The organism is Candidatus Tisiphia endosymbiont of Ditula angustiorana (genome assembly GCF_964026425.1).
Taxonomy (GTDB): Bacteria; Pseudomonadota; Alphaproteobacteria; order Rickettsiales; family Rickettsiaceae; genus Tisiphia.
In genome coordinates this window covers 1,189,195-1,214,876 of sequence record NZ_OZ032143.1, presented here as the reverse complement: position 1 = coordinate 1,214,876, position 25,682 = coordinate 1,189,195, and the positions used below count along the sequence as shown (strand labels likewise).

Here is a 25,682-nt window from a genome sequence, read left to right as displayed (position 1 = left end):
ATATAGGTATTCTAGATGAGGAGACATGCAGCAAGGATTTTGGAGAGTAAGATAAAAACGAATAGTATTAGTAGTAAAAATGCTTTACCTCCAAACACAACAGAAGCCCAAACGGTTTCTGTTGCTGCGTCTTTACCTATAGCACCAACTCTCTCGGTATCTAACAAAATTAATCATACATTTCAGGAGAAACTGCAAGAACTTTTGAACTTTAATATTCAAGCTCATAATGAGGCAATTAGCAAGTATGTTAGGGAGTTGCAAGGAAAAATAGGACTAGAAGAAGAACCAACACGCTCAACGGATACAATAACAACAAATATTACATATCTTATAGAGGGGAACATTGATAGAGTTAATAAACTAGCTAATTTAATACAAGATTTAATAGTAAATTATCCCGATCTTTTTAGGCAATTTAGCAAGTTTTGTAATAACTTTTATGATTTAGGATTAAATAGAGAAAATGTACAACGAACCCAAATATTAGCTAAGACAGCTCGTTCTTTAGAACTTGATCCTATTAAGTTAGAATTATGGTTAACTGGAGTTGCTTCTCAGAAAAGGCAAGCTATAGATTATGCAAATAGTAACGATACAAGACACAATAATGATAGTTTTAATAAAGTTCCTATAATAGAAGACCCATGTCCTAAAAATATTGATGCAATAGTTTTTTCTAAACTAATCCAGTATAAATCAGACCCACAAGCTAAATCATTAGAGAAATTATTATCAGAAATGATTTTTACTACAGATACTAAAGATATAGAGGATAATAGTGAAAGTAATAATTATCAATCAAGGATATCTGAATTACAAATAAAGTACCAAAAAATAGTCGAATATTATAAAGGGTGGGCAAATAAGGGAGCTAAAGAGATTCATGATTGGGCTAAAGGTAAGAAGAATAATCTTAATGATGAAGATATTTGTGAAGCAATAGCTGTAATGGATAGAGCCAATGAGTTAGTAACTGGTGGGTATCGTCTACGAGACACCCAAATATTAGCAGTTTTGTCTTTTTTAAGTATAGAAGAAAATAAAGGAAAATTATGTCAAATTCAGACAGGTGAGGGTAAAACCACTATAGTTTCACTACTTGCTGTCATCAAACGATTACAGGGTGAGAAAGTAGACATTATAACTAGTAATAATGTCTTAGCTGCAGAAGGAGTGGCTGCTCGAGAAGATTTTTACAGTTTATTTGGTTTTAGTGTTGCAACTAACAACCCTGATAATAATCATGGTAATAACGAGGATACTGATAATGGTAGTAGCAAAAAAGACCAAGAAGAACCAAAAATATGTTATAGAGCAGATATTGTTTATGGTTCTATAAGTAATTTCCAGTTTGATTACTTGAAAGATTCCTTTTTAGGCTACGGAACTCTTGCCGGTAGAGAATTTGGCACTGTCATACTCGATGAAGTTGATAGTATGTTGGTGGATAATGGTAGGCATATTGCTAAATTGGCAAATCCTTTTCCTGGGATGGAGAGTCTCAGATATGTATATATCAAAATTTGGCATGAATTACATAAAGCAGAACAAAAACTCGCAAGTTTTCCTATCACTAAAAAAATAGAAATCATTAAAGCTAGAATAAAAGCAGCTAATCCAACAGATACAGACTTAATACCCAAATATCTAAAAGCTTATGCAGAGAAACAATTAGATAAATGGATTGATAATGCACTTTACGCAAAATATGCTTGCCATGAGAATCAACAATATATTATCAAATCTAAAAACGGTGAGGGCATAATTACTCCTGTCGATTACATGAATACAGGAGTAAATCTCAATAATACTGTTTGGCCTTACGGTTTACATCAATTTCTACAACTAAAGCATAATTTACATTTAACTACTGAGACCCTTACTAACTCCCATGTATCAAATATGCATTATATTAAGAAATATGGTAGTAAAATATTTGGTATGACAGGTACTTTAGGCTCAAATGCTGAGAAATCTTTGTTATCTAAAATATATAATGTAGATCATACGGAAATTCCTACTTATAAAGAAAAAAAATTTACAGAATTAGCTGGAATAATAATTAAAGATAGTAATTGGCTTGATAGCATTATACTTGGCATATTAGAACAAATTAATCTAAGTAGAGCAGTGCTGGTTATTTGTGAAACTATTCAAGATGTTAAAATAATAAAACAAAGCTTAGAATTATTTAAAAGCTTAGATAAAAATGCTATTAATACAATTAAAACTTATGTTGATGAAGATGACGCGAAAATTACCAAGGATAGGGTAAGTTCTAGAGATATAATTATAGCGACCAATATAGCTGGTAGAGGAACAGATTTAGAGACAGTCGAAGAGCTGAATCAATATGGTGGATTACATGTCTGCGTTACTTTTCTGCCATCTAACCAAAGAGTGGAAGATCAAGCATTTGGTCGCACAGCTAGACAAGGCAATACTGGCAGTGGGCAATTAATTATCAGAGAAAGTGAGATTAGAAGTTTAGGTATAATAAAACCACTGGAAGATATTAAGATTCATGAAGTAAAAGAGTTTAGAAATGAAGCAGAAAAATTAAGAGTGCAGAATATTTTAGATAAAGTAGTAGAGCTTGATCTTCAGGATGAATTATTTCATTGTTTTTCTAATTTGTATCAGGAGTTACGAGAAAAGAATAAACATATTGAAGGATTTCATTTTGTACTAGAAGACCTAAAAGAATATTGGGCTTTTTGGTTGGAACGACAAGAGCTTAAAACCGACAATTTACCTAAGTTAGAAATAATCGAGCAAAAGAAAAATCTAACGCAGAAATCAGAACAACATTCTCCTATCAAAGCTTCTGCAGAACAAGTATTTGCCAAGTTCACAGAAGAAGCAAAAATTCTGATAGAGGGACAAAAAGCTTATCAAGATGGAATAGAAACTAATGATAATGTAGTAAAGAGGATCATTCACAATCCTTATCATAGTATAAAACAAGCCGAGTATTTCGTACAGAAAAATAATTTACGCAATAATAAATTATCTAAAGCTGAGGATGCATTAAAGCAGGCTATTTTTCTAAGCGGTAGCACAGAAATATTACCCAGTGCCTATATAACGCTCTTTGAACTAGAGATAGAACGTAGCTGGCATCTAATAAGGAAGTTTACCTCAATATTTACTGCTATATCTAATGGAACGTTTATTATTAAAGAGCCAGAATCATCAACACCTAATGCAAATTACCAAGATATTGCTAAACAGTACCTTGAAAAGGCAAAAAAACCTTTAGAGAAAGAAATTAATTACCTAAGAGAATTTTTTAAAATCAATAATGATTTTAATTTAATATTATTACCTGAATCTTCTAAGGATAGTAATCAAGATATGTTAAACCACACTAGCCTAAAAGCTTCAATAGTCTATAGAGCTACAGATACAGACTATTTCCACCTTAAGTCAAAAGAATATGATCAAGAAGTTGTTCATAAGGTACATGGTATAATAGAGCTAGCAGAACTTTTAAATAAATATCAAGACGACATCAACAATAAACCTATTTGTATTCACTACTGTAATAAGAACAATAATGATCAAAACGCAGAAGGCATAAACAATGTTATAACTATTTACATATTAAAAGATAATGATCATATTAGCATATTATATGATGACCCTTTAGGCAATAAGATGCCATATGATATAATATGGTTGCTTACAAAATATTGTCACAATCAACGAAAACAAATAGATCCGGTTGATCAAATGGAGCAATTAGCTAAAATGTTCTTTCTTGAACAAGAAGGAGTCATTGTACCAATGGCAAGAGAAGCAATAAAAGAGGAGACTATTCATAGTGGAAATGAAAAATCTTATCAAGAAGAGTTACTACAAAGGAACTTGTTATTAAAACATTTATACTCTAAATTAGTATGTTTAAAGATTCAGCAAGACAATATAGATGAGCTTATCAAGAAGCTTAGCAGTGTAACAGGGGACTTGATAATTAATAGTAGAAACTCCGAATCTAAATATTTTCAGAAAATTGCCTCTAACAAAGAAGTGATTACTAGTGTTGAAATAGCGGAATTAGAGCATATCGGTTTAGGCAATATATACGGGTTGAATACTGTACAAGAATTGACTCACGGAACTACTGAGAATATAACTAGACAAGTATGTAATGGTTTATCTTTACTTAAAACTGCAGAAGAGTTTCCTTTTTTATCTCTTATCATGAAACAAGTTAGTTATATCTTAATAGCAGAAGGAATATCTAATTTAACAAGTGAATTGATAAATCATAAAGAAGAGTCATTATCTTGCAATCAATTATTTTATCTAAATGGCAGAATAATCAATGAAGCTATTAGTTTAATAGCCGAAGAACCAGTAACCTTTATTGAGAAAATTATGCAATATACAATTAAGTCATATCAAGAACTTATTGTACAAGAAAGCCTGCCGTCTGTGATAAGTTTATATGAAGAGCTACATAATCAACAAATTGCAATAATTCAAGAGTTCTTAGATAAGGTAAATTTTGATCAGACAAAGACAGAACAAGAATATACGAATTTAAAAGATGAAAAAGATAGTGAAGTAGTACCCTATGATGCGTATCAAACCCAAGATTTGGAACAAATGCAAGGACAAGATGTTGGATTGATTGGCTGTGATTAGGTTATATAAATTGTATTTCAGTTAATTACGCTTTATAATAATCCACGGTTTATAAATTCTAGATAAAATTTTAACATCATTTTAATACTAGCTTTAAATATTAGCAGTGAGTTGATCTTTATTGGCAAGGAGAATAATTACTGTCCTACTAAATCTCATAGAATGAAAATATTTGGAATAATATAATGAATACAGAAAGCGAATTAACATCTGAAAATGAAAATATAGTAATACCTAAAATGAGAGTCGGAGACGATGATTTTAAAAGTCTATTGTTCAATAGTGATATTTTTGTTGATAAAAGTTTACTAGTTAAAGAGATTATTGAAGATAGTGGCAGCGTAGTACTTATAACTCGCCCAAGACGTTGGGGTAAGAGCCTGAACATGGATATGATTAGGAGATTTTTAGAAATCGAAATAGATGAACATGGTAATCTATTACCACTTGCACAAAAGATAAATAATAAACTATTTACTGGAGGAAAAATAGATTTAGGCTTTGATGAAACCAAAGAGTTGCAACCTTTAAAAATATCTATTCATAAAAATATAATCAAGCGTCAAGGACAATTTCCAGTAATATATGTAAATTTTAAAGAAGTGAAGGGAAGTAATTATAAGGAAATTGTTAGTAGCATTATAGATCAAATAATGGAATTATATGAAAAATTTAACTATTTAGAACAATATGTTCAAGAAGATAATAAAACCTTCAGCATTCCACAAAAAGTGAAACTAAAAAATTATCTAAACGGTACTATTAACATAAACTATTTAAAAAACAGTTTAAAGTTCTTAAGTCAGATTTTGTATAAACATTTTAAACAAAAAGTATATATTTTGATCGATGAATATGACACACCGATTAATAATGCATATTTGGAACTTGGGTATAAAACAAAAGAATTTGACCGGATTATTTTGCTGTTTAGAGGGATATTTGGTAGCAGCTTAAAAACAAATCCCTACTTAGAAAAAGGAGTAATTACTGGTATATTACGGATTGCTAAAGCTAACTTGTTCTCAGATTTGAATAATGTCACTGAATATACATTACTTGATAAAAAATTTGCTAAGTTTTATGGCTTTACCCAAACAGAAGTTGATGAGCTATTAACCAAAGTATCAACCAAGACTAATCCTGAAGAAATTAAAAATTGGTATAATGGTTACGCCTTTGGTGGAGAGGTAATTTATAATCCATGGTCAATTATGCAATGTCTTATACGTGAGGGCGAACTTGATCATTATTGGCTAGATAGTGGGGGAACTGGGCTTGTTGATAAAGCATTATTGTCAGATGAAATGCAAGCAAATTTGCAACAACTTGCTGCAGGAGGAAGTGTAACAACCCCAATTACTAAACAAATAAGTTTTGCTGACATCAGCAAACCAGTAGGATTATTTAGTTTGTTACTATTTAGTGGTTATTTAAATCCTACAGCTCAAAATTCAGAAGAAAATATTTATGAGTTGTCAGCACCAAATCAAGAAGTAAGGTACATATATAAAGCAAGGATGCTCCAATGGGTTACAGATCAACTGAAGATTGATAATTCTATTTATTATTCGTTTATTAGCTTGCTACCAGTAGGTAAAATAGAAGAATTTAAAGAGCGGTTACAAGAATTGTTGTTAAATTCTACCAGTTTTCATCAAACAGGAGCGAAAAGGGCTGAATTATTTTATAGTGGTTTTATGCTAGGACTTGTTAACATGTTATCTTCTAGCTACATCATAACCAGTGAACAGGAGTCAGGCAATGGCAGAGCTGATATTATTATGATTCCTAAAGCTGGCAAGCTAGACAATGCCATCATTATTGAATATAAGATCGCTAAAACTACAGAAGATTTAGCCTTGGTAGCCCAAATGGGATTAAAGCAAATTGTAGATAAGCAATATGACACTAAGATAAAAGAACATTCTCATGTCAAAAAAATTATTAAACTTTCAATGGCTTTGTGTGGTAAAAATATGGATTTACAATATCAGGTTACAGAGCTTTAGTAATAGACTGTAAGCGTTTGAATAATCAGTAATTTGATGTCTATTGTGGTTCTGAAATTGTCCACTACGCCCCGCCATTCGGTACAAGTTGTCGTTTTTTCAAAAATATCGAACGGGAAACGTAGGGAGATCTCAAGTTTTTTGCCCCTTAGTTTGAGGTTCTGAAATACGAAATTTATCATTTTGCGTTTTTGGGGCATTTCAGAACCTTTAAAAGTTTCATAGGCTTCAGATGCTAGAGTTATTAGCGTTGTAGCGGTATCAGTAAATTTATCGTCTGCTTCCTCATAAACTTTAATTAAACGAGCAATTTCATATTGGCGATCTTTTAATTGTTGTTTTTTTCTTTGAAATTCTTCTGTACTAAGTTCTCCATTGAGTCGCAAATCTATTAATGAATTTAATCTATTCTCATTTTCGGTATGCTCTTTCTTTAAAGCAGCTGTTGCTTGCCCATACTCATCTTTCTTTAGCTCATTAGTGTTTTTTAAATAGGCTAGAGTCTCTTTTAGCATTTCTGGGTCTCTCTTATACCTATTCTTTTAAAAACCTCTTCTATTTGCCTTAAAACTTCATCTTCCCTTATATATATTTTCTTGTCTAGGTTCTTATATCTTAAAAACATATTATAAGTAGTTATAAGAGGGTGACTTGATAAGAGCTAGACTGAAATAGTCGTGCATAGAATAAGTACCCTCTTATCGTTAAGTTTACTTTGAACAAATTGCAGAAGGTGCTGGAAGCAGCAGTCTTGTACAATAAGATGAAGGAGATTATATCATGAATAAAATAATAGGTCTAGATGTAAGTAAAAAATGTGTCGATAACAAGGTGTATGACCGTATTTGGTAACAAGGTAATTGTCCGTAAATAGAGTATAAGTCTCTCTCAATTAGAAGAGAGAGGTTATGCCAAGTAAGACAAACATATTACAAGAGGTTATAAAAATGCGATTTGAAGAAATATACGACAGATACGATAGAGGAGAAATTAGCAACGAAGTTGCAGCAGATTTATTAGGATGTAGTGAGAGAACATTTAGACGAAAGAAAGTGAGGTATGAAGAAAGTGGATTTTTTGGTCTGTTAGATAGAAGGATAGGTCATATGCCACCTAACAAAGTAGCAGTAGATGAAGTAGAGCAAATGCTAAAATTATACGAAGAAACATACTATGATTTTACATCTAAGCATTTTCATGAACAGCTAGTAAAGAAACATAAATTTAAGCATAGTTATAATTTTGTTAGGATATCGCTGCAAGGATGTGGATTAGTAACTAAACTTACTAATAAGAAACCTCACCATCGTCTTAAAAGACCTAGGAAGCCCATGGTTGGCATGATGCTGCATCAGGATGGTTCTACACATGAGTGGATTTATGGACTAGGGTATCATCCGGATTTGATAGTGACAATGGACGATGCTAGCAATGAAATATATTCAGCATTTTTAATAGAAGAAGAAGGAACAGCAAGTTGTTTTATAGCCCTGACAGAAGTCATAGAAGCTAAAGGGTTATTTAGTTCTCTGTATGTGGATAGAGGTAGCCATTATGCTTACACGGCAATAGCCGGTGGTAAGGTAGATAAGAATAACCCGACACAAGTAGGAAGAGCGTGCAAGCAACTTGGCATTCAGCTTATCCATGCCTATTCCCCAGAGGCGAGAGGTAGGTCAGAGAGGATGTTTGGCTCTCTTCAGAAGCGGTTACCACAAGAATTCAGAGTAGCTGGTATTAGAACGATTAGAGAGGCAAATTGTTATCTTAAGGAAGTTTTTGTTCCAGAATATAATGAGCAGTTTTGCGTGACCCCAGAGCTTAAGGAGAGTGCGTTTATCCCCTATACTGGAAGGGATTTACAAGATATATTATCGATTCAAGAGGAAAGAGTAGTAGCAAAAGATAATACTGTTTCCTATAACAAAAAACTCTTGCAAATCCCAAGTAATGACCAGAGGTATCATTATGTAAAATGTAGAGTAATGATACATGAATACACCAATGGAGAACTGGCTATTTTCCATGGTGCTAGGAGAGTAGCAAAATATGATGCAAGTGGCAAGGTAATTGTGAAGTTAAGCAAAAAGGCTGATAGCGTCAATATTGCAGCCTAAAGTGAGCTAGTTATTGTGAATCACTAACTTTAACTGGTTGTGGAATTATGGATAACTTCTAACGAAGTTTCCCACAATTCCACAACCACAACCATCTAAATTTTAAAAAATATTTTTTAAGAATTTAAAAAAAAGATTCACAATAAAACGGACAATTACCTTGTTACAAAACCCGGACATTTTAGAATGTTATTGACACAAATGTTTGATTGGTTTAATCAAAAAGATAAAAATAAAGAATTTAAATTGTGGCAAATGTCTGAATCTCAAAAATTTTATTATGCTAGGTACTTAGGACTAGTAGGAATGATATCAATAAATCTTGACACAGCGATTTCTTATCTTACTAAATCAATAAATATTTTAGATAAGCTTGAGGATGATGCATCTAATCATTCCCTTAAATTTAATTTAATATCCCATATATCTGCATTGCATATGTTTTTGGGTAATATAACACTTGCTGAGAAATTTCTTAAAAAGATAGAAGAATTAGCAAAACAAGGAATAATACAAGAAGCTGATTTATTTATAATATATCTTTTAAAAAGTGCATTATTTAATATACAAGGCAAATATAATGAGGCTTTAGAGTGTATAGATAAAATGATTAAAATATTTAATGACCCACATATTAATGACCCATACTTTACTGGAGCTTATATGCTTAGAGCACAAATATTGAATTCTCTTGATAGATATCAAGAAGCTTATATTCAAGCTCAACAAGTATATAACATACACAAACATATAAAAAATGAAAATAATGAAATATTTGCAAATGTTTATATAAAAATGGCAAGAAGTGAATTAGGTTTAGGTAAAGTAGATAAAGCTTCTGAATACATTAATAAAGCTATTCCAATACTTTTAGCAGATGAAAACAGAAATCCTGAGGTAATAAATTATTCCAAGGATTCCCACTTAGCAGTTGGTTATGTAGTGCAAGGTACCCTAATTCGGGATAAGAATTATAATTCTTATCCCGAATTAGGTGTAATATAAAGAAAAATGTACTCTTGAAGCGGTTCTGCGAGTACATTTTAACTTTTTTACCGTTCAATAGATGATTTTAATTATTAAAATCATCTATTGAACGCAAATGATATTTTAACAATCAGGTGGGCAGCCGCTTCAAACCTGATTATTTCTATATATACAGCCGAATTTGGGATAACTTGTTATCCCAAATTCGCGTAAGGTGATATTTTGTTTGCTCAAGATAGGCTTGAACAAGCCATAGAATCTTATAAAAAAGCGTTTGTTATATATCATTATTTATATAAAGATAAAAGTAAAAATATTGCTCAAGTAAGTGAGTTATATAACAAAGGAGCAAAAGCTGCCTGTAAAAGCAAAGATTTATATAATTATAAATTCTTTGGCAAGCCACAAATTAAGGAGTTTGGCATACACCACCCTAATACAGTTGATATGTTTGAATATTGCAAACAATATAACATACGTCAATTCGGGATAAGGATATTGAGAACATGTAGATTAAAATCAAATTTTGTTGAAGGTTTATTTTTCTTTAATGAATAAGCAACAAGAGTAGATAATATATGGACAAAGGCATTTATTGGTGATCTATGTCTAGTATGTTCAAGGTTCATTTTATTTTTTAGATAATCAAAAACTGTTTCAATTAAGTTACGCTTTCGAAGTAAGATTTTTTCTTTCAAATCCATTAATTTATTTTCCATATTCTTCTTAATTCCATGAATCATTTTTAAGCCTCTTTCATATAAATTTAAGAACAAATTTTGCTTAATATAACCTTTATCAGCTGCTATAATTCCAGTTAATCTTTTTGTTAACTCCGGTACTGGAATCCTATCATCTACATTGCCTTTGGTCACTTTTAATGCCATAAACTCCCCTTTATTATTGATTGTTACATGTAATTTAAAACCATAAAAATACCCCATAGAGGATTTACTATGTTTGGCTAATCCTTTAAAAACTTTATTGCTATAACGCCTTTTATTGTGACAAGCTTTAATCGTTGTAGAGTCAATAAAATAAATACCTGTTTCCTCACCAAACAACAAATGAATCAACATATTTAGCGGTATGAATAATCGTGCCATTAATTCAACAAATCTATTATAACTCAAGGCTTTAGGGAAATCATCCTTATGCATGCACTCTATATAACTTTTATAGAAAAATTTAAAATTCTTAGCATAGGATGTATGAAACATAATTATTATTGTTAACATTTCACTTAAACTCATGCTACAACAGCGATTTCTCTGCTTATTTGATGGTAATAACTTTCTCTGTTCATACTCCAAATAAATTTTACAAAAATCATCTATAAAACTATATAATTCTGTGATATCTTTTTTCATGCCTGTAGTTTGTTTTTTTGTTTAAAAATATAAATACTGCAGGCACTCCTTTTTGACAATCCTTTTATCTATTACTATTTCATCTATATCTTATCCCAAACTGACGTATAATAAGTTAATTATTGCTATTCACTTTATCAAAAAGTTACCACAAAAAATACCACTTAACTTGGGGTAAATGATCAAAATGATGTCACCTTTAGTAGTTGAAGTTTACCTCTATTAGACGAGCATCAATTTACTGATAATGGTTATAGTGACTCAAACCTTGTTCGCCCCGCATTAGAAAAACTACGTGATCAAGTTGCAGCAGGTATAATAGACAAAATTTACATTCACTCACCTGATCGATTATCAAGAAAATATGCATACCAGATGATTTTAATAGAAGAATTTGAGAGGTATGGTGCGGACGTTGTTTTCTTAAATTTTCAAAAATCGAATGAAAATCCGAAGTCACAGTTATTATTACAAATGCAGGGAATGATTGCTGAATATGAACGTTCAAAAATTATGGAGCGACCCCCGGGGAAAAATTCATGCAGCAAAAAGAGGTTCTGTCAATGTGCTTTCGGTTGCAGCTTCGTGGCTCAAGAGTAGTACCTTAGCAATCTCTACATTACTATACCCATCGTCATACATCAACACTGCCTTAATACGCTTACTATTACCCACAAAATAACAATGGTGAAAAAGAAGTAAAAATAATATACTGATTTGCAATTAAAATATTACATTGTAGAGGTATAGTATGAGTCAAGAAATAATAAATAATTATTTGACCGAGGAATTTAGTGGAGCTATTTTGGGTGATAAAAGGCTGACAAATAGGTTAATAAAGATAGCTGATAATTTTGCAAATATACCTGAAAGCTCAATTAATCAAGCATGTGGAAATTGGGCAGAAACAAAAGCAGCATATCGTTTTTTTAAAAACGATAATGTTAAGGAATCAAAAATATTAGAAGCCCATATTGCTAAAGCAGTAGAAAGAATCAAAGAGCATGATAAAGTTCTTGTTATACAAGATACTAGTTATATCACATATACTAGTCATAAAAAAACTACTGGATTGGGTGTGTTATCAAGAAAAGAGGGAAAGAATGTTAAAAATATTGAATGTAAAGGTCTGATAATGCATACTGCCTTTGCGGTTGCTACCAATGGATTAGCACTTGGGTTGTTGGATCAAAAGATTCACAATAGACCAGCAGTGCCTGAAGAAATACAACAGTTAAAAAAAACTAGTCATGGTAATGCGGTACATATTAAAGATAAAGAAAGTATGAAGTGGCTTAATGCATTACAGAACACTATTAATGCAACGAATAATAGTAATACCCAAATTATAACTGTTTGTGATAGAGAAGCTGATATATATGATTTTTTTGAATTGGCACAAGCTCAGAAATCTAAAGTTTTAGTTAGAGCTGCACAGGATAGAGAAATAAATAAAAAGTCAAAATATTCCAAAAAAGATAGACAATATTTGTGGAAGGTAGTATCGGGTTTCCAGTGTGCTGGAGAAATAGCAGTTAAAGATACTAGTCAAGAAAATAAAGCTAATAGGATTAGACATTTGGAAGTTAGATTTGGAAAATTTATAATGAATCCTCCTGTAAACAATGTAAGACATAAAACAGAAACATTGCCAAATTTACCAGTATATGCCATCAATGTTATTGAGCGTCGTCCCCCTAGTGGAACAACACCATTAGAATGGATGTTACTAACCAATATAGTTATCAATAATTTTGAAGAAGCTATAGAGAAAGTAAGATGGTATTGTTTAAGATGGAGAATTGAAATTTTTCATAAAATTTTAAAATCTGGATTTAGGGTTGAACAACTCAGTACAGGACAAAGAGATTAACAAGGTGATAATCGGAGTAAAGATGGTATTATTGGCTTAATAAATTTTGTTATAACTTCCATCCATTTTTCCATCATTTCTGCAATATTCAAAAATATTCTCTGCAAGTAATCTAAGCCATACCTGAATAAGGATATAGACTTTCTACCATGTTTTTTAAGCTTTATAGGTTTGATAGAATTTTGCCATTGACCCACAACATAAGCAAAAGTAAATGCTATAGCAAGTAAACCAAGCAATTTACTAATTCTATCTAAATGTATTATATGGGTATTTTCAAAATTGAAGCCCCGCGTCTTAAGGCAAGCAAAAAGGTTTTCTATTTCCCATCTTTTTTTATATATATTTAGTGCTATATTAGGGTTATCATTGGTAGCTATGATTACTAATTCTCCTTGAGCATTACGCAATGCTGCTACAGATACTTTAGGTCCTTTATAATTCTTACCCAAATATCTTTTTCCTTTAAACAACATATATTCACCATTCTGTAACTTCTTAATTAAATGATTAGCAGTAACTAACTCATCTTCTGCTCTACCAATGGTAAGATTGGCTTTGATTCTAATATAAAATGGTATCATTTTATCGGCTAAAAACTTTAGCCATAAATCACCTATAAACTCCCGATCCCCAAGCAATGCTGACATCTTCTCTATGCCAAATATAGTAATAAACCTTTCCATTAATTGCTGACGTTCAACGTTATTAGAAGTTCCTGCTTTTGGCAACATATCCCACATAATTGGTATAGCAATGCCTTTATGGCAAATAGATAATACTAAAATATTGATGTCAAGCTTACCAAATTTCCAATTTGTCCGATCCAGCACTAGTAACCATTGTTCAGCATCAATTCCAGCCAACCTAACCAGTAACTTGGCTAAGGACGTATATGATAATTCACATTTGGCAAAAAATCTCTGTAATTTCTTATAGCGTGATTCTTGCTTATCTCCTTTTATCGTTAAGGCAAGCTGTGTAAGATTTACATCTCTCACTTGCAATAATCCTAATATTATTTGTTCTATTAATTTTATGCTTGCAAAACTATTAAAAAAGTAGTCTCCTATTAATTGTGATAACGCTGTAATCATTCTCTTGCCTCTTAAGTCTTCAATAACCTAAGTAATAGAGCTTTGGCTACGCGTTATCTACTTATTTTCTTCTCTCCTTAATCTCTTTGTCCTGTACTGAGGTTGAACAATGTAGACTTGCAACAGGAGAAAGATTAATAAAATACTTGACAATCATGAGCATAATTGCTTGGAGAATTTTTTTTATTACTTTAATTGGCAGAACTAATCCTAATCTACCATGTAGTGTAATATTAGCTGAAGAAGAATGGCGAGTTTTGTATGTAAAGATACACAAAGCAGCTCCCCCTAATAATACAATTCCTACAATAAAAAATGCTATAATATGGGTTGCTAAATTGGGTGGGTATTTAGCAAGAAAAAATGATCTAGAGCCTGGTCCTATTGTATTGTGGAGAGGATGGCAACGGTTATTTGATCTAGTTCAAGGTTATCAATTAGCTAACTCTAATATTTGTGGGTAATAGTAAGCTTAATACGATCACGTATGCGTCCGTCTCGTTCTGTCTTATGACGTTCCTTCAACTTCTCTCTTTGTTCTTTTGTCAATACATTCTTACTCATAATCTCCTAAACTCTACAATATCTCTCCTATCTTTGCAACCCTTCATTTATGAGTAGTATACCAGGGCGATTTAAAAGTCGCAACTAAAGATTAAATATCTGTTGGAGTTATAATCTAATATTAGCTTGGGTTTAGAAGGGAAAGTGATAGAATTGTAGTAAGAATATTTGGTATAAGCTTGAAAAGTTTGGATAATATTTTGCCGTTGTAATGATTATATTGCAAGGATTGTAGCCTGAACGTTAATTATTTCTGGCTAATATGTAGAACGATTAAAAATTTTTAAAAAATTAGATGAAAGTAAAGAAAAATCTAGAATATAATAGATGATAATAGTATAAGTACTCCGTTAAAGATTTTTCAACTATAAATAACGGAGCATTATGAGTATATCTTTATCTCTAGAAAAAGTCAAAGATTTTAGAAAAGCTCGTGGTAAGAGATATAGTGCAGCGAGTGTTATAAAACTTATAGTAGTAGGTTTATTAAGTAATAGAAATAATTTAAAATCTATTTCTAGATTTGCTAAAAGTTTTAGCCCAAAAGAATTGGTAATGTTAGGTTTTAATAGGAATAAAGCACTTTGCTATAGTAATTTAACACTAATTATCCGTAAAATTTCTCCAGAGAGTTTAAGGGAAGTGATATTAGAACTAATCCAATATATATGCCAAGTTAAGAACATAGGTTATGATGTTATTCATATTGATGGAAAAACCCTGTGTGGTAGCAATAGCCATGGGAAAGAAGAGCAAAGGCAAATTTTGACTGGGTTTAGTAGCCAGCTTAAAGCTATTACTGGCTTTATAGAAATAGAAAATAAAAACGAGTATGGTTCTATGCTAGAGTTTTTATCAGAATACGATATTAAGGGAAAAATTGTGACAGCAGATGCATCATTTTGTCATGAAGATATATGTGAAGAAGTTGTTAAACAAGAAGGAGAATTTGCTTTTACTCTGAAAAGTAATGAACCTAATTTGCATTATTATAGCAGCAAAGTTTTTGATGAAATAGCAGAAAAAGGGCAAGAAGTCAGGAGTTTTGAAGAAAATACCGATTTACAACATGGGAGAATAGAGAGAAGAAAAATTGAGGTAATTGATATGCCATTTGAATATCTGAACGGCTTTCGGCACATCAAACAAATATGTAAAATTAGCCGAGAGCGAGATAAGAAAAATAAAACTAATAGCTATGAACAAGAGAATGTGTTTATGATAACAAGTCTCGGAAGCGAGTTTAATCCAAAGAGCTTGCTAAAGTTCAATAAGAATCATTGGTCATGTGAGAATAATTTAAATTGGGTCAAAGATACAGTTTTTGGGGAAGATAAGTCAACTATAAGTATAGGAAAGGCTCCCTTGGTAATGTCATTACTCCGGACAATAACTATTTCTGTAATAACTTTATTTTCAAACAAAATTACTGAAACCAGAGAAAATTTTAATAATTATAGACACAAACTATTTAAGGTTATGACAACTTAAAGTTGCGACTTTTAAATCGCCCTGGTAGTATACCAAACAAAATGCTAGGCATTAAAGTTAAAAAGTATTCATATTTTTTAAGAAATAAAAATAATAAATGGTTGTAAATAGCTAATATTTTAGTTTAGTATAATTATAAGAATTAAAATAATGTGTTAGGTATTTAATGGATGATATTAGTTGTTGGCAATCAAAATTTCAATCTTGTTATTACTCTGATAGGTTGTTGGATAAGCTTTTGAAGCTAAACAGCAGAGTAAATCGACCTATAGATATTGGCAAGGTAACTAAAGCTATTTACTATGCTAAAAAATATCATGCTGAGCAAATGAGGCAGTCAGGAGAACCTTACTACTCACATCCAATAGAAGTAGCGTATCTGCTGGCAGAATATGCAGCAGATAATGCTAAAAACTACTTTAGGACTGACTTAACTGTGACCTCCATACTTCATGATTGCCTAGAAGATACTAAACTTACCAAAAGCATGATTGCTAGTATTTTTGGAGAGCTAATCGCTGGACAAGTATACGATTTAACTAGGGTTAAACCAAACAGAAAGATTAGCTCAGCAGAAATGGTAGAATTATTATATAAAGAGAAGAAATACGATGTCTTAGTTGTTAAGATATTTGATAGGTTTCATAATCTTCAAACTATAGAAGCTAAATCTCCGGAGAAAGCAAAAAAAATTATACTAGAAACTATTAGTAGGTTTATGAGCCTCAGTATATATCTTAGAGTACCAGTAATTGAACAGATATTACTAGAATTACACGCTAGAATTACACAGAAGCAAGTTGATAAGCAGTATTATAATAATTTCCTGCTTCCTTCTCTAATTTCACAAAATACAATACTCCAACTCCATAACCTATTGTCATAGGTAGTATAATTAATGACAGTCCCCATTTCCCCAAATATTTCTCACAGTAGATAATTCCAAATGATGTAGTAATATGCATTAAAGCACGGGATATGGCATATATAAAACCACCATAAGTAAAACGTTTAAAAATAGGAATATGAGTGTAAAAAATTGGGGTAGCTGGATTAGTGCTAAGCACAAATAACATAAAAAATGATTGAAGTAAAAATAGATGCCATGGGTTAGCTATATTATTCAATAAATAGGGGCAAAGTAAGGCAACAGGCAAGAATATTAGAACTTTTGCTTTAAGTATTTTTAATGGATGTATCTTATAACTTAAATACATTAAGGATATATAACCAAACAGATTTACCATTGATACGATAAAATTGTGATTAATTACTTCTTCCGGTTTATAACCAAACTGACTTTTAAGGAGATTACCACAATAAATATAGGTAAAATAAAAACATATTGGCCACCCACATTGTATTAAAAATAAAGCTATAGCTGTTTGTTTTTTTACTTTCTCATATAAAATTGGATCATCTTTTAACGTAATAATATTAACGTTCAATTTATCTAAAGTATTTTTTAACCTACGTTTTGCATCTGCAAAGTCCGTTGTTTCTTTTAATGCAGTTCTAGCAACACCCCCTACCATCGCAATACATGCTCCCATCCAAAATGCGATACGCCAATTAAATTCGTACTTAGTTGCAACGAAGGCAATGCCTAAAGCTGTTGTTCCCCCTAAAATAGAAAAAATTGCAATTAACATTACAGCAGGATATTGCATAGGGGGTCTTACAAATTCAGTTAAATAAATCTCTGCCCCTACTATTTCTCCCATGGAAGAAATACCTTGTATCATACGACATAGGGTAACTAGCCATGCTGCTGCTATACCTATTTGTTCATATGTCGGAAGAGTAGCTATTATAATACATGAAAGAGACATTAAAAATGTTGTAATAACAACAGTTATTTTTCGACCAATCTTATCGCCTATTTGACCAAAAACGAATGCACCAACTGGTCTTAAAACAAAAACGGAACAAAATGCAAAAGCAGACTGTAATGAAGCACTAAAAGGATCAGCTTTTGGAAAAAACAACTCATTCAACAATACAGCCATGTGTACGTATAGCATCAGATCAAAATACTCTAGGTTCTGTTGACAAAAATTATAGTTAGGAAAGAGGAATAAAAAGTTGCCATAGTAAGAAGAAATGGTAGTTTTTAGTTATCAAAAAAAGGAACTACCAATATGAAGTATTACATAGAAGAACAAGCATGGGAAGTAATTTTATCATTTTTTAAGGAAAGAAATGGTATACACAACAAGAATGAAGAAAAAATGAGACAGTTTATTGAAGCAATATGGTTTATTGTTAGAACAGGTTGCCAATGGCGTCTTCTACCTGATGATTATGGTTGTTGGTACAGTATTTATCGCAGATTTAAGAGATGGGTTGACAAAGGTATATGGGAGGATTTAATGGATTATGTTAAAGTAGATGCAGATATGGAATCAATTATGATTGATGCAACTATTGTGAGAGCACATGCTTGCTCATCTGGATATATCAAAGGTAATCAAGAAGAAGCGGCTTTAGGTAGAAGCAGAGGTGGTTTTAGTACTAAAATTCATGCCCTTGTTGATGGTCTTGGTAATCCATTAAAGTTTATACTAACTGCTGGGCAAAGAAATGATATAACTCAAGCGGGAAATCTTACTCAAGATGTTCAGAATACGACTGTGATAGCCGATAAAGGATACGATAGTAGTGCATTTGTAGAAAGTTTAGAAAATAAGAGGTGTGAGATTGTTATACCACCAAAATCTAACCGTAAAGTACAACGTGAATATGATAAACATACTTATAAGGAACGACATTTAATTGAGTGCTTATTTGGTAAAATCAAACATTTTAGGCGTATATTTTCTAGGGTGTGTCATCAATTAAGTTGACAGGAGCGTTTATTTGTTGTGTAATAGAGAAAAAATTAAGGATAAATTTTCTCTATGCGTCGATATGCTCTACGTGACGATCAATGGGATCGGATTAAAGATAACCTACCTGGAAGGAAAGAGTCTGTTGGTGTAACAGCCAAGGATAATCGCCTATTTGTAGAAGCAGTCTTGTATCGATATAGGGCTGGTATACCTTGGAGAGACCTACCTAAACGTTTTGGAGATTTTCGAGTGATTCACCTACGTCATTCAAGGTGGAGCAAGACAGGTGTGTGGAAAAAGGTTTTTGAGATGCTGGCTGAAGATGCTGATAACGAGTATGCCATGATTGATTCAACCATTGTTAGGACTCATCAACATAGTGCTGGTGCTAAAAAAAAGAGTTAGATGATGACCAAGCAATTGGACGAGGTAAAGGGGGGCTGAGTACTAAAATCCATGCCACATGTGACGCTCTAGGGAATCCAACGGGATTCCCTCTTACCCCGGATCAAGCTCATGATTTGCAAGGATCTGATGTTTTGATGAATGAATTGACGAAAGCGAATGCTGTACTTGTTGATAAGGCTTATGATGCCGATGCACGTATGCGAGATAAGCTGAAAGATAAGGGATGTATAGCTGTGATTCCCCCAAAGAAGAATCGTGTGAATCCAGCTAATTATGATAAGGATCTCTATAAAGCTAGGCATTTGATTGAGAACTTTTTTGCAAAATTGAAGCAATATAGAGCTATTGCAACACGATATGACAAAACATCTCAGAACTTTTTGGGTGCTGTTTATATGGCTTCCATGGTAATTTGGCTCAATTGATGATACACCCTAGATTTGATAAAGCTCCAGCCACTTTTTTAGCTTTTCTAAATTTCGTTGGAACTTTAATATGGTTACGTTAAAATTTTTGTCAACAGAACCTAGGATTTTATGCTTGTGAATCAGAAGGATCACATTTTTGGTTAGGTGTTCTTAACGATTTAAAAACACGTGGTATGAGAGATATATTAATAACCTGTATTGACGGGCTAGAAGGTTTTCCGGAAGCCATTAATACAGTATTTCCAAAAACTGAAATACAGCTTTGTATAGTACATCAAATTCGTAATTCTTTAAAGCATGTATACTCGATGAAAATCAAGAATTGCGTTGTCGTCTTCAGGGATCTTCGGTGCTCACGTACTAAATGTACGCTCCGCTCCTCGACCCTTCGACTCCTAGCACTTCATAATTTTGATCTTCGTCTATCAACTCTTCATTTACGAGTAGTATAACTAGCAAAGATCAGAAATCATTTATGGTAGATTTAAAGATGATTTACCAAGCGGAAAGTAGAGATGTGGCAGAATATAACCTGCTACGACTTGAGGAAAAATGGGGTAAAAAATATCCGATGGTTATTAAATCTTGGCAACAAAATTGGGATAATCTAGCAACTTATTTTAAGTATTCAGGCGAGGTTAGAAAGCTGATTTATACCACCAATCCGATTGAGGGTTTTCACCGTCAAGTCAGGAAATATACTAAAACAAAAGGAGCTTTTACTAGTGAAAATGCTTTGTTTAAACTGGTATTTTGTGCTATAAAACAGATTACAGCTAAATGGAATATGCCAATACCAAATTGGGCAGTGACCGTTTCGCAGCTAGATATTTTCTTCCCTGATAGGTTGAATTTTAAAGTATGATATTCTATACTGACACAGTTCAGCGAATGTTCTCCTGACCAATTTCAGACTATAACTTTTAATCATTTTGCCAACTCTTCAGGTTAATTGAGTATATAGTGTTGCTTTATTATGACAAGTATTTCATTAGCACAGCTTTCTATTTCTTTGGTCGCCTTATCGTCTTGCGGGGAACATTCTATTACTCCTCTTCCACTTTTAATAGAGTGTTTAAAAGCTACTCTTTCTTTAATAACAGAGTTTAAAATATAATCAGGATTGATATTATTTTGATCAAAAAAAATCTTTGCTTCCTCTATGGCTAAATTTGAATGTATGCTGGGTACTTTATTAAATACTAATAACAACGGTATTTTTCTATTTTGTATTGTTTGAAGCTTCTTTCAGCTTCTTGAAATATAATATTATTCTCCAGTAAATTTTTAATAGTTGTCAAAGTAATTTTGATATTTGTATCAATTAACTTCAAAAAAGATCTGTATATCTCTTGATGTAACTCTATAGAGAAGTGTTCCGCTCTCAAGAAGTTTCCTATTCTATCTATATAATTTTGTTCAACTATGATAGCTCCTAGTATCATCTGTTCCGCCATTATAACCGATGACAGGTTATTATTACATGATTTGTTGATTATCATATTTTATCCATATATTTATAATGTTTAATTTATTACTGAGAATAAACTAATTGTTCTCAGTACATGACATAAAGGTTAACATGATATAGTTGTTGGCCATCGTGAAATTAATGGTTTAATAAACATATCAATAATGATAGTTAATTCCTTGTGCATTTTATCTTGATTTAAATATATTTTTCGTAAATAATCAAGTCCATACCTGAAAGTTGACATTGCCTTTCTACCGTGAGCTTTCAATTTTATAGGTTTAATAGAATGTTGCCATATGCCTACAGTATAAGCAAAGGTAAAAGTTATAGCTAATATCCCTAGTAATTTGCTTATCCTATCTAAATGTACTAGATGGGTATTTTCAAAATTGAAGCCCCGCGTTTTAAGGCAAGCAAAAAGGTTTTCGATATTCCATTATTAAAACATCTATAAATTTAGAATTGACAAATTCAGGAGAATCACCGACACTGAGTAAAGCAGCATTGCTAACCCTAGTTGAATGGGTAAAGAAATATCATAATAGGAGTACCTATATTGAAATTCATGCAATGGGAGAACATTCCCACAGAGAATCGTCAGCGCCTAATAAATTTATTAGGAACAATGTCATTGAAAAAACTACAAAGTTTGACAATAAACATGGAGAAAGGCAATGATAGATCAGGAGAAAAAATCACCTCAAATTACGTTATTAAGTGGAAAAATCCAAGCTTGTCACTACGACCGTCTAGCAATTGTCTATGTAAGGCAGTCAACCCTGCAACAAGTAGAACGGCATAGTGAATCGACAAAATTACAATATAATCTAGTGGGAAGAGCCTATGATTTAGGATGGTCTGCTAACAGAGTAGTTATAATTGATGATGATTTGGGTCAATCTGGTTCAACTGCAGAAGGTCGTCCTGGATTTCAGCGTTTAGTTGCTGAAGTTGGGTTAAACCGTGTTGGTATAGTATTAGGAATAGAAATATCGCGATTGGCTCGTTCATGTAGGGATTGGTATCAATTACTAGAAGTATGTGCACTTTTTAGAACCTTGATTGCTGATACTGATGGTGTTTATGATCCAGTTTCTTATAATGATCGGCTACTATTAGGTCTTAAAGGTACAATGTCTGAAGCGGAATTACATATAATTAAACAGCGTATGCTACAAGGAAAGAAAGCCAAGGCTCGTAGAGGAGAGTTAGGTATGCAAGTTCCTATGGGATATGTTAGAAGGGCTTCCGGAGAGATTATTAAAGATCTAGATGAGCAAGCACAAACAATTATTCAAATGGTATTTGAGTTATTTGATAAATTCTCTACAATTAATGCAGTATTGAAATATTTAGCTAAAAATAACATTCAAATGCCATATAGAGAACGTAGTGGTTTGCAAAAAGGTGAATTAGCATGGCATCGTCCTAATAGAGCTACCTTATCAAATTTATTACATAATCCTATATATGCTGGAGCTTATGTATATGGTCGTAGACCCACTGAACCACACAAAAAAAAGCTTGGTAGACCCTCTACTGGAAGGACAGTTGCTAAAATGTCTGACTGGGAAGTGATGATAAAAGATAAAGTTCCTGCTTATATTAGTTGGCAACAATATGAACGTAACCAAAGACAATTATTAACCAACTCTATACAAGGAATTGGTATAGCAAGACAAGGTAGTTCACTATTAACTGGTCTTATTGTTTGTGGTCGGTGCGGTCTAAGAATGGTTACTTGTTATACAAATAATAGTAATAAACTACGTTACATTTGTCGTAGGATGGCTGTTGATTATGCTGAAGATACTTGCCAATCATTAGTTGGAGATGGGCTAGATGAATTAATTACTAATCAGGCATTAGAAGTATTAAAACCAAGTGCTTTAGAAGTTAGCTTACGTGTGGCAACAGATGCTGAGCAAGAGCATAATAATTTACAAAAACATTGGCACAAGCAGCTGGAGAGAGCAAAATATGAAGTTGAACGTAGCTATCGACAATATAATGCCTCAGAACCGGAGAATCGTCTTGTTACTAGGACTCTTGAGAAAAAGTGGGAAGAATCATTATCTGCAGAAGAAAAATTAAAGCAAGAATATAACAAATTTTTAGCTAATCAGTCAAAGATTCTCTCTAGCACTGAACGTGAATTAATATACAAACTAGCCAATGATATTCCTGCCTTATGGGCATCAGAAACTACTACAGTAGAAGAACGGAAAGAAATTTTACGTTTACTTATTGAGCGTGTTCTAGTAACAGTAGAAGGGATAAGTGAGAAAGTGTCTGTGGAAATACATTGGTCAGGTGGATATAAAACTAGTACGAATTTTATTCGTCCTGTAGCAAAACCTGAACAACTTAGTTATTATCATGAATTAATTGCATTGACAACAAGTCTAAGAACTCAAGGTATGACATTGCAACAAATTGCCGATAATTTAAATCAACAAGGACTCCATCCACCTAAATTATTAGGCGGTTTTAGTAAAAATATAGTAGGTACATTACTGAGTCGTAACAATGTTATACCTTTTCATAGAAAAACACTATCAGCAGGAGTTGATCGCACTTACGATGAATTTACTTTTAGCGAATTATCTCAAGAAACAAATGTACCACAACCAACTTTATATAAATGGATGCAACAAGGAGGATTAAAAGCAAGAAAAGCAAAAAATACATTAAACCGTTGGATTTGGCTAATTACAGCCGATGAGCAAGAAATTAAAAGATTAAGCTCATTAAGAGAACAACCAAAACAATGGATTTACCATTCTAGGGTAGAAAAAGTAGACTAAATAATAAACATTAATTAAAATATCAACAACATCACTATTATAGAGGCATTATGGCTGGTAAATCTCAATTTCCCATCTTTTTTTATATATATTTAGTGCTATATTAGGGTTATCATTGGTAGCTATGATTACTAATTCTCCTTGAGCATTACGCAATGCTGCTACAGATACTTTAGGTCCTTTATAATTCTTACCCAAATATCTTTTTCCTTTAAACAACATATATTCACCATTCTGTAACTTCTTAATTAAATGATTAGCAGTAACTAACTCATCTTCTGCTCTACCAATGGTAAGATTGGCTTTGATTCTAATATAAAATGGTATCATTTTATCGGCTAAAAACTTTAGCCATAAATCACCTATAAACTCCCGATCCCCAAGCAATGCTGACATCTTCTCTATGCCAAATATAGTAATAAACCTTTCCATTAATTGCTGACGTTCAACGTTATTAGAAGTTCCTGCTTTTGGCAACATATCCCACATAATTGGTATAGCAATGCCTTTATGGCAAATAGATAATACTAAAATATTGATGTCAAGCTTACCAAATTTCCAATTTGTCCGATCCAGCACTAGTAACCATTGTTCAGCATCAATTCCAGCCAACCTAACCAGTAACTTGGCTAAGGACGTATATGATAATTCACATTTGGCAAAAAATCTCTGTAATTTCTTATAGCGTGATTCTTCCTTAATCTCTTTGTCCTGTACTAAGATGAATAATAGAATTTTTGTTTTTTTTGGGTCTTTCTATGGGACTCTCAGTAGCATCAATCAAGACTACTTCATAATTCATATCACTCTTCATTAGAGCTTTACGACCTGGAAGAGCAAAGTTTGGGTGTTTAACTAGGGTGTCTTCTACCCATTTAACAGCTTTATATGCTGAACTTTCACTAATCCCATAGTTCTGACCTATATGGAAATAAGTACGGTATTCTCTAAGGTATTCTAAGGCCATCAGCAACTGTTCCTCCAAATTGAGCTTATTTTTACGCCCACCTTTTAATTTCTTAAGATTATCAGCATGCCTCAGAATATCCACCATCTGTGAAAATGTTAGCTTCTTTACTCCTGTTAACCGACGAAATTTTTCATCCTCTAACTCTTTAATCTGCTCGAATTTCATTATTACTTCAAATCAGATATTTATAACACCATTCTACATCATTGTCTAGTTTCGAAAGAAGTCTATTGATCAACTTGCTTTATGTAGTGATTTTTTCTTGCCATTATAGCAAAACTTACGCTATGAGTTAAAAAGTGAAAAATTATTTTAAGAATAAAAAAACATGCCAAAGAGGATAAATTGCAAGCAATAGCAATTAATAGAACAGATAACTGTCAATTTTTAACAGTTAGCCAAAAGAATTATAGTTTGACCTACTACGCTGGACATGCAAAAAAATGTAGGCATGATGTTATTAATAGATTTTTAGAAAATGAAAAATATAGCCCTTCTTTGTTATTGGAACATATTAAGCATGATGTTATTGTTTCACCTAACGGATACAATATTTGATGATACGGTGTTAAACAAAAGGAACACGAAGAAAATAGA

General features: G+C 32.3%; 21 protein-coding genes and 5 pseudogenes. 17 read left to right on the top strand and 9 right to left on the bottom strand.

What is annotated here, in order from left to right; translation table 11 throughout:
• Positions 1–15 precede the first annotated feature (15 nt).
• Both AAGD29_RS05770 and AAGD29_RS05765 read left to right on the top strand, forming a co-directional pair.
• A complete protein-coding gene (locus AAGD29_RS05770) occupies positions 16–4,656 on the top strand; it encodes a helicase-related protein (protein ID WP_341757413.1) in 4,641 nt (1,546 codons plus the stop codon).
• A 185-nt stretch (positions 4,657–4,841) separates the two neighbouring features.
• Positions 4,842–6,668, top strand: a complete 1,827-nt coding sequence (locus AAGD29_RS05765; protein WP_341757412.1) for an AAA family ATPase — start codon at positions 4,842–4,844, stop codon at positions 6,666–6,668.
• On the opposite strand, the gene AAGD29_RS05760 is transcribed toward AAGD29_RS05765, so the two are convergent.
• Entirely contained in the window at positions 6,665–7,183 is a 519-nt protein-coding gene (locus tag AAGD29_RS05760) for a hypothetical protein (protein WP_341757411.1), read from the bottom strand. The genes AAGD29_RS05765 and AAGD29_RS05760 overlap by 4 nt on opposite strands.
• Before the next feature lie 393 nt (positions 7,184–7,576).
• On the opposite strand from AAGD29_RS05760, the gene AAGD29_RS05755 reads away from it, so the two are divergent.
• The 3 genes from AAGD29_RS05755 to AAGD29_RS05745 all read left to right on the top strand — a co-directional run bounded on the left by AAGD29_RS05755 (position 7,577) and on the right by AAGD29_RS05745 (position 10,330).
• Positions 7,577–8,785: an ISNCY family transposase gene (locus AAGD29_RS05755; protein WP_341757410.1), complete on the top strand. Its 1,209-nt coding sequence runs from the start codon at positions 7,577–7,579 to the stop codon at positions 8,783–8,785.
• Between the two features lie 201 nt (positions 8,786–8,986).
• A complete protein-coding gene (locus AAGD29_RS05750) occupies positions 8,987–9,790 on the top strand; it encodes a tetratricopeptide repeat protein (protein ID WP_341757409.1) in 804 nt (267 codons plus the stop codon).
• Positions 9,791–9,994: 204 nt separating this feature from the next.
• A complete protein-coding gene (locus tag AAGD29_RS05745) occupies positions 9,995–10,330 on the top strand; it encodes a hypothetical protein (protein ID WP_341757408.1) in 336 nt (111 codons plus the stop codon).
• On the opposite strand, the gene AAGD29_RS05740 is transcribed toward AAGD29_RS05745, so the two are convergent.
• On the bottom strand, positions 10,252–11,142 hold the full coding sequence (locus tag AAGD29_RS05740) for an IS982 family transposase (protein WP_341757407.1): 891 nt from the start codon (positions 11,140–11,142) through the stop codon (positions 10,252–10,254). The genes AAGD29_RS05745 and AAGD29_RS05740 overlap by 79 nt on opposite strands.
• 297 nt (positions 11,143–11,439) lie before the next feature.
• Here AAGD29_RS05740 and AAGD29_RS05735 point away from each other — a divergent pair.
• Positions 11,440–11,742, top strand: a pseudogene (locus tag AAGD29_RS05735) (recombinase family protein); the annotation flags it as partial.
• Here the strand turns inward: AAGD29_RS05735 and AAGD29_RS05730 are convergent.
• A complete protein-coding gene (locus AAGD29_RS05730; protein ID WP_341757406.1) occupies positions 11,680–11,817 on the bottom strand; it encodes a hypothetical protein in 138 nt (45 codons plus the stop codon). The pseudogene AAGD29_RS05735 and the gene AAGD29_RS05730 overlap by 63 nt on opposite strands.
• 76 nt (positions 11,818–11,893) lie before the next feature.
• On the opposite strand from AAGD29_RS05730, the gene AAGD29_RS05725 reads away from it, so the two are divergent.
• On the top strand, positions 11,894–13,015 hold the full coding sequence (locus AAGD29_RS05725; protein ID WP_410521136.1) for an IS4 family transposase: 1,122 nt from the start codon (positions 11,894–11,896) through the stop codon (positions 13,013–13,015).
• Here AAGD29_RS05725 and AAGD29_RS05720 read toward each other — a convergent pair.
• Positions 13,012–14,112 (bottom strand): IS4 family transposase, encoded by a 1,101-nt coding sequence (locus AAGD29_RS05720; RefSeq protein ID WP_341757405.1) that lies wholly within the window; start codon positions 14,110–14,112, stop codon positions 13,012–13,014. The genes AAGD29_RS05725 and AAGD29_RS05720 overlap by 4 nt on opposite strands.
• Positions 14,113–14,180: 68 nt before the next feature.
• Between AAGD29_RS05720 and AAGD29_RS05715 the strand changes: the two are divergent.
• The 3 genes and pseudogenes from AAGD29_RS05715 to AAGD29_RS05705 all read left to right on the top strand — a co-directional run.
• Positions 14,181–14,576 (top strand): annotated as a pseudogene (locus AAGD29_RS05715) (IS4 family transposase); the annotation flags it as partial.
• Between the two features lie 484 nt (positions 14,577–15,060).
• Entirely contained in the window at positions 15,061–16,167 is a 1,107-nt protein-coding gene (locus tag AAGD29_RS05710) for an ISAs1 family transposase (RefSeq protein WP_341757404.1), read from the top strand.
• A 166-nt stretch (positions 16,168–16,333) separates the two neighbouring features.
• Complete coding sequence (locus AAGD29_RS05705) at positions 16,334–17,053, top strand: HD domain-containing protein (protein WP_341757403.1); 720 nt, start codon at positions 16,334–16,336, stop codon at positions 17,051–17,053.
• Here AAGD29_RS05705 and AAGD29_RS05700 read toward each other — a convergent pair.
• On the bottom strand, positions 16,953–18,164 hold the full coding sequence (locus AAGD29_RS05700) for an MFS transporter (protein ID WP_341757402.1): 1,212 nt from the start codon (positions 18,162–18,164) through the stop codon (positions 16,953–16,955). The genes AAGD29_RS05705 and AAGD29_RS05700 overlap by 101 nt on opposite strands.
• Positions 18,165–18,308: 144 nt before the next feature.
• Between AAGD29_RS05700 and AAGD29_RS05695 the strand changes: the two genes are divergently transcribed.
• The 4 genes and pseudogenes from AAGD29_RS05695 to AAGD29_RS05680 all read left to right on the top strand — a co-directional run.
• The gene (locus AAGD29_RS05695) at positions 18,309–19,013 is read left to right on the top strand and encodes an IS5 family transposase (protein WP_341757401.1); all 705 of its coding nucleotides are present in this window, start codon (positions 18,309–18,311) and stop codon (positions 19,011–19,013) included.
• Between the two features lie 54 nt (positions 19,014–19,067).
• A protein-coding gene (locus AAGD29_RS05690; RefSeq protein WP_341757400.1) for an IS5 family transposase occupies positions 19,068–19,831 on the top strand; the annotation gives its coding sequence in 2 pieces (ribosomal slippage) (positions 19,068–19,400 and positions 19,403–19,831; 762 coding nt in all).
• Positions 19,832–19,932: 101 nt separating this feature from the next.
• Positions 19,933–20,184, top strand: a pseudogene (locus tag AAGD29_RS05685) (transposase); the annotation flags it as partial.
• Between the two features lie 96 nt (positions 20,185–20,280).
• A pseudogene (locus tag AAGD29_RS05680) lies at positions 20,281–20,699 on the top strand (transposase); the annotation flags it as partial.
• A gap of 83 nt (positions 20,700–20,782) precedes the next feature.
• Here AAGD29_RS05680 and AAGD29_RS05675 read toward each other — a convergent pair.
• Together AAGD29_RS05675 and AAGD29_RS05670 are read right to left on the bottom strand one after the other, a co-directional pair.
• Positions 20,783–21,046 (bottom strand): hypothetical protein, encoded by a 264-nt coding sequence (locus tag AAGD29_RS05675; protein WP_341757399.1) that lies wholly within the window; start codon positions 21,044–21,046, stop codon positions 20,783–20,785.
• Entirely contained in the window at positions 21,037–21,336 is a 300-nt protein-coding gene (locus AAGD29_RS05670) for a DnaB-like helicase N-terminal domain-containing protein (RefSeq protein ID WP_341757398.1), read from the bottom strand. The genes AAGD29_RS05675 and AAGD29_RS05670 overlap by 10 nt, the downstream gene beginning before the upstream one ends.
• A 434-nt stretch (positions 21,337–21,770) precedes the next feature.
• Here AAGD29_RS05670 and AAGD29_RS05660 point away from each other — a divergent pair, with 434 nt between their 5' ends.
• Both AAGD29_RS05660 and AAGD29_RS05655 read left to right on the top strand, forming a co-directional pair.
• Positions 21,771–21,986, top strand: a complete 216-nt coding sequence (locus AAGD29_RS05660; protein WP_341757397.1) for a hypothetical protein — start codon at positions 21,771–21,773, stop codon at positions 21,984–21,986.
• On the top strand, positions 21,983–24,115 hold the full coding sequence (locus AAGD29_RS05655; RefSeq protein ID WP_341757396.1) for a recombinase family protein: 2,133 nt from the start codon (positions 21,983–21,985) through the stop codon (positions 24,113–24,115). Before AAGD29_RS05660 ends, AAGD29_RS05655 begins: the two co-directional genes overlap by 4 nt.
• A 48-nt stretch (positions 24,116–24,163) precedes the next feature.
• Here AAGD29_RS05655 and AAGD29_RS05650 read toward each other — a convergent pair whose 3' ends face one another.
• Together AAGD29_RS05650 and AAGD29_RS05645 are read right to left on the bottom strand one after the other, a co-directional pair.
• On the bottom strand, positions 24,164–24,727 hold the full coding sequence (locus AAGD29_RS05650; RefSeq protein WP_341757395.1) for a transposase: 564 nt from the start codon (positions 24,725–24,727) through the stop codon (positions 24,164–24,166).
• 110 nt (positions 24,728–24,837) lie between these two features.
• Positions 24,838–25,250: pseudogene (locus tag AAGD29_RS05645) on the bottom strand (transposase family protein); the annotation flags it as partial.
• 180 nt (positions 25,251–25,430) lie between these two features.
• Between AAGD29_RS05645 and AAGD29_RS05640 the strand changes: the two are divergent.
• Positions 25,431–25,643, top strand: coding sequence for a hypothetical protein (locus tag AAGD29_RS05640; protein WP_341757394.1), 213 nt, complete (start codon positions 25,431–25,433; stop codon positions 25,641–25,643).
• The last annotated feature ends 39 nt before the right edge of the window (positions 25,644–25,682 follow it).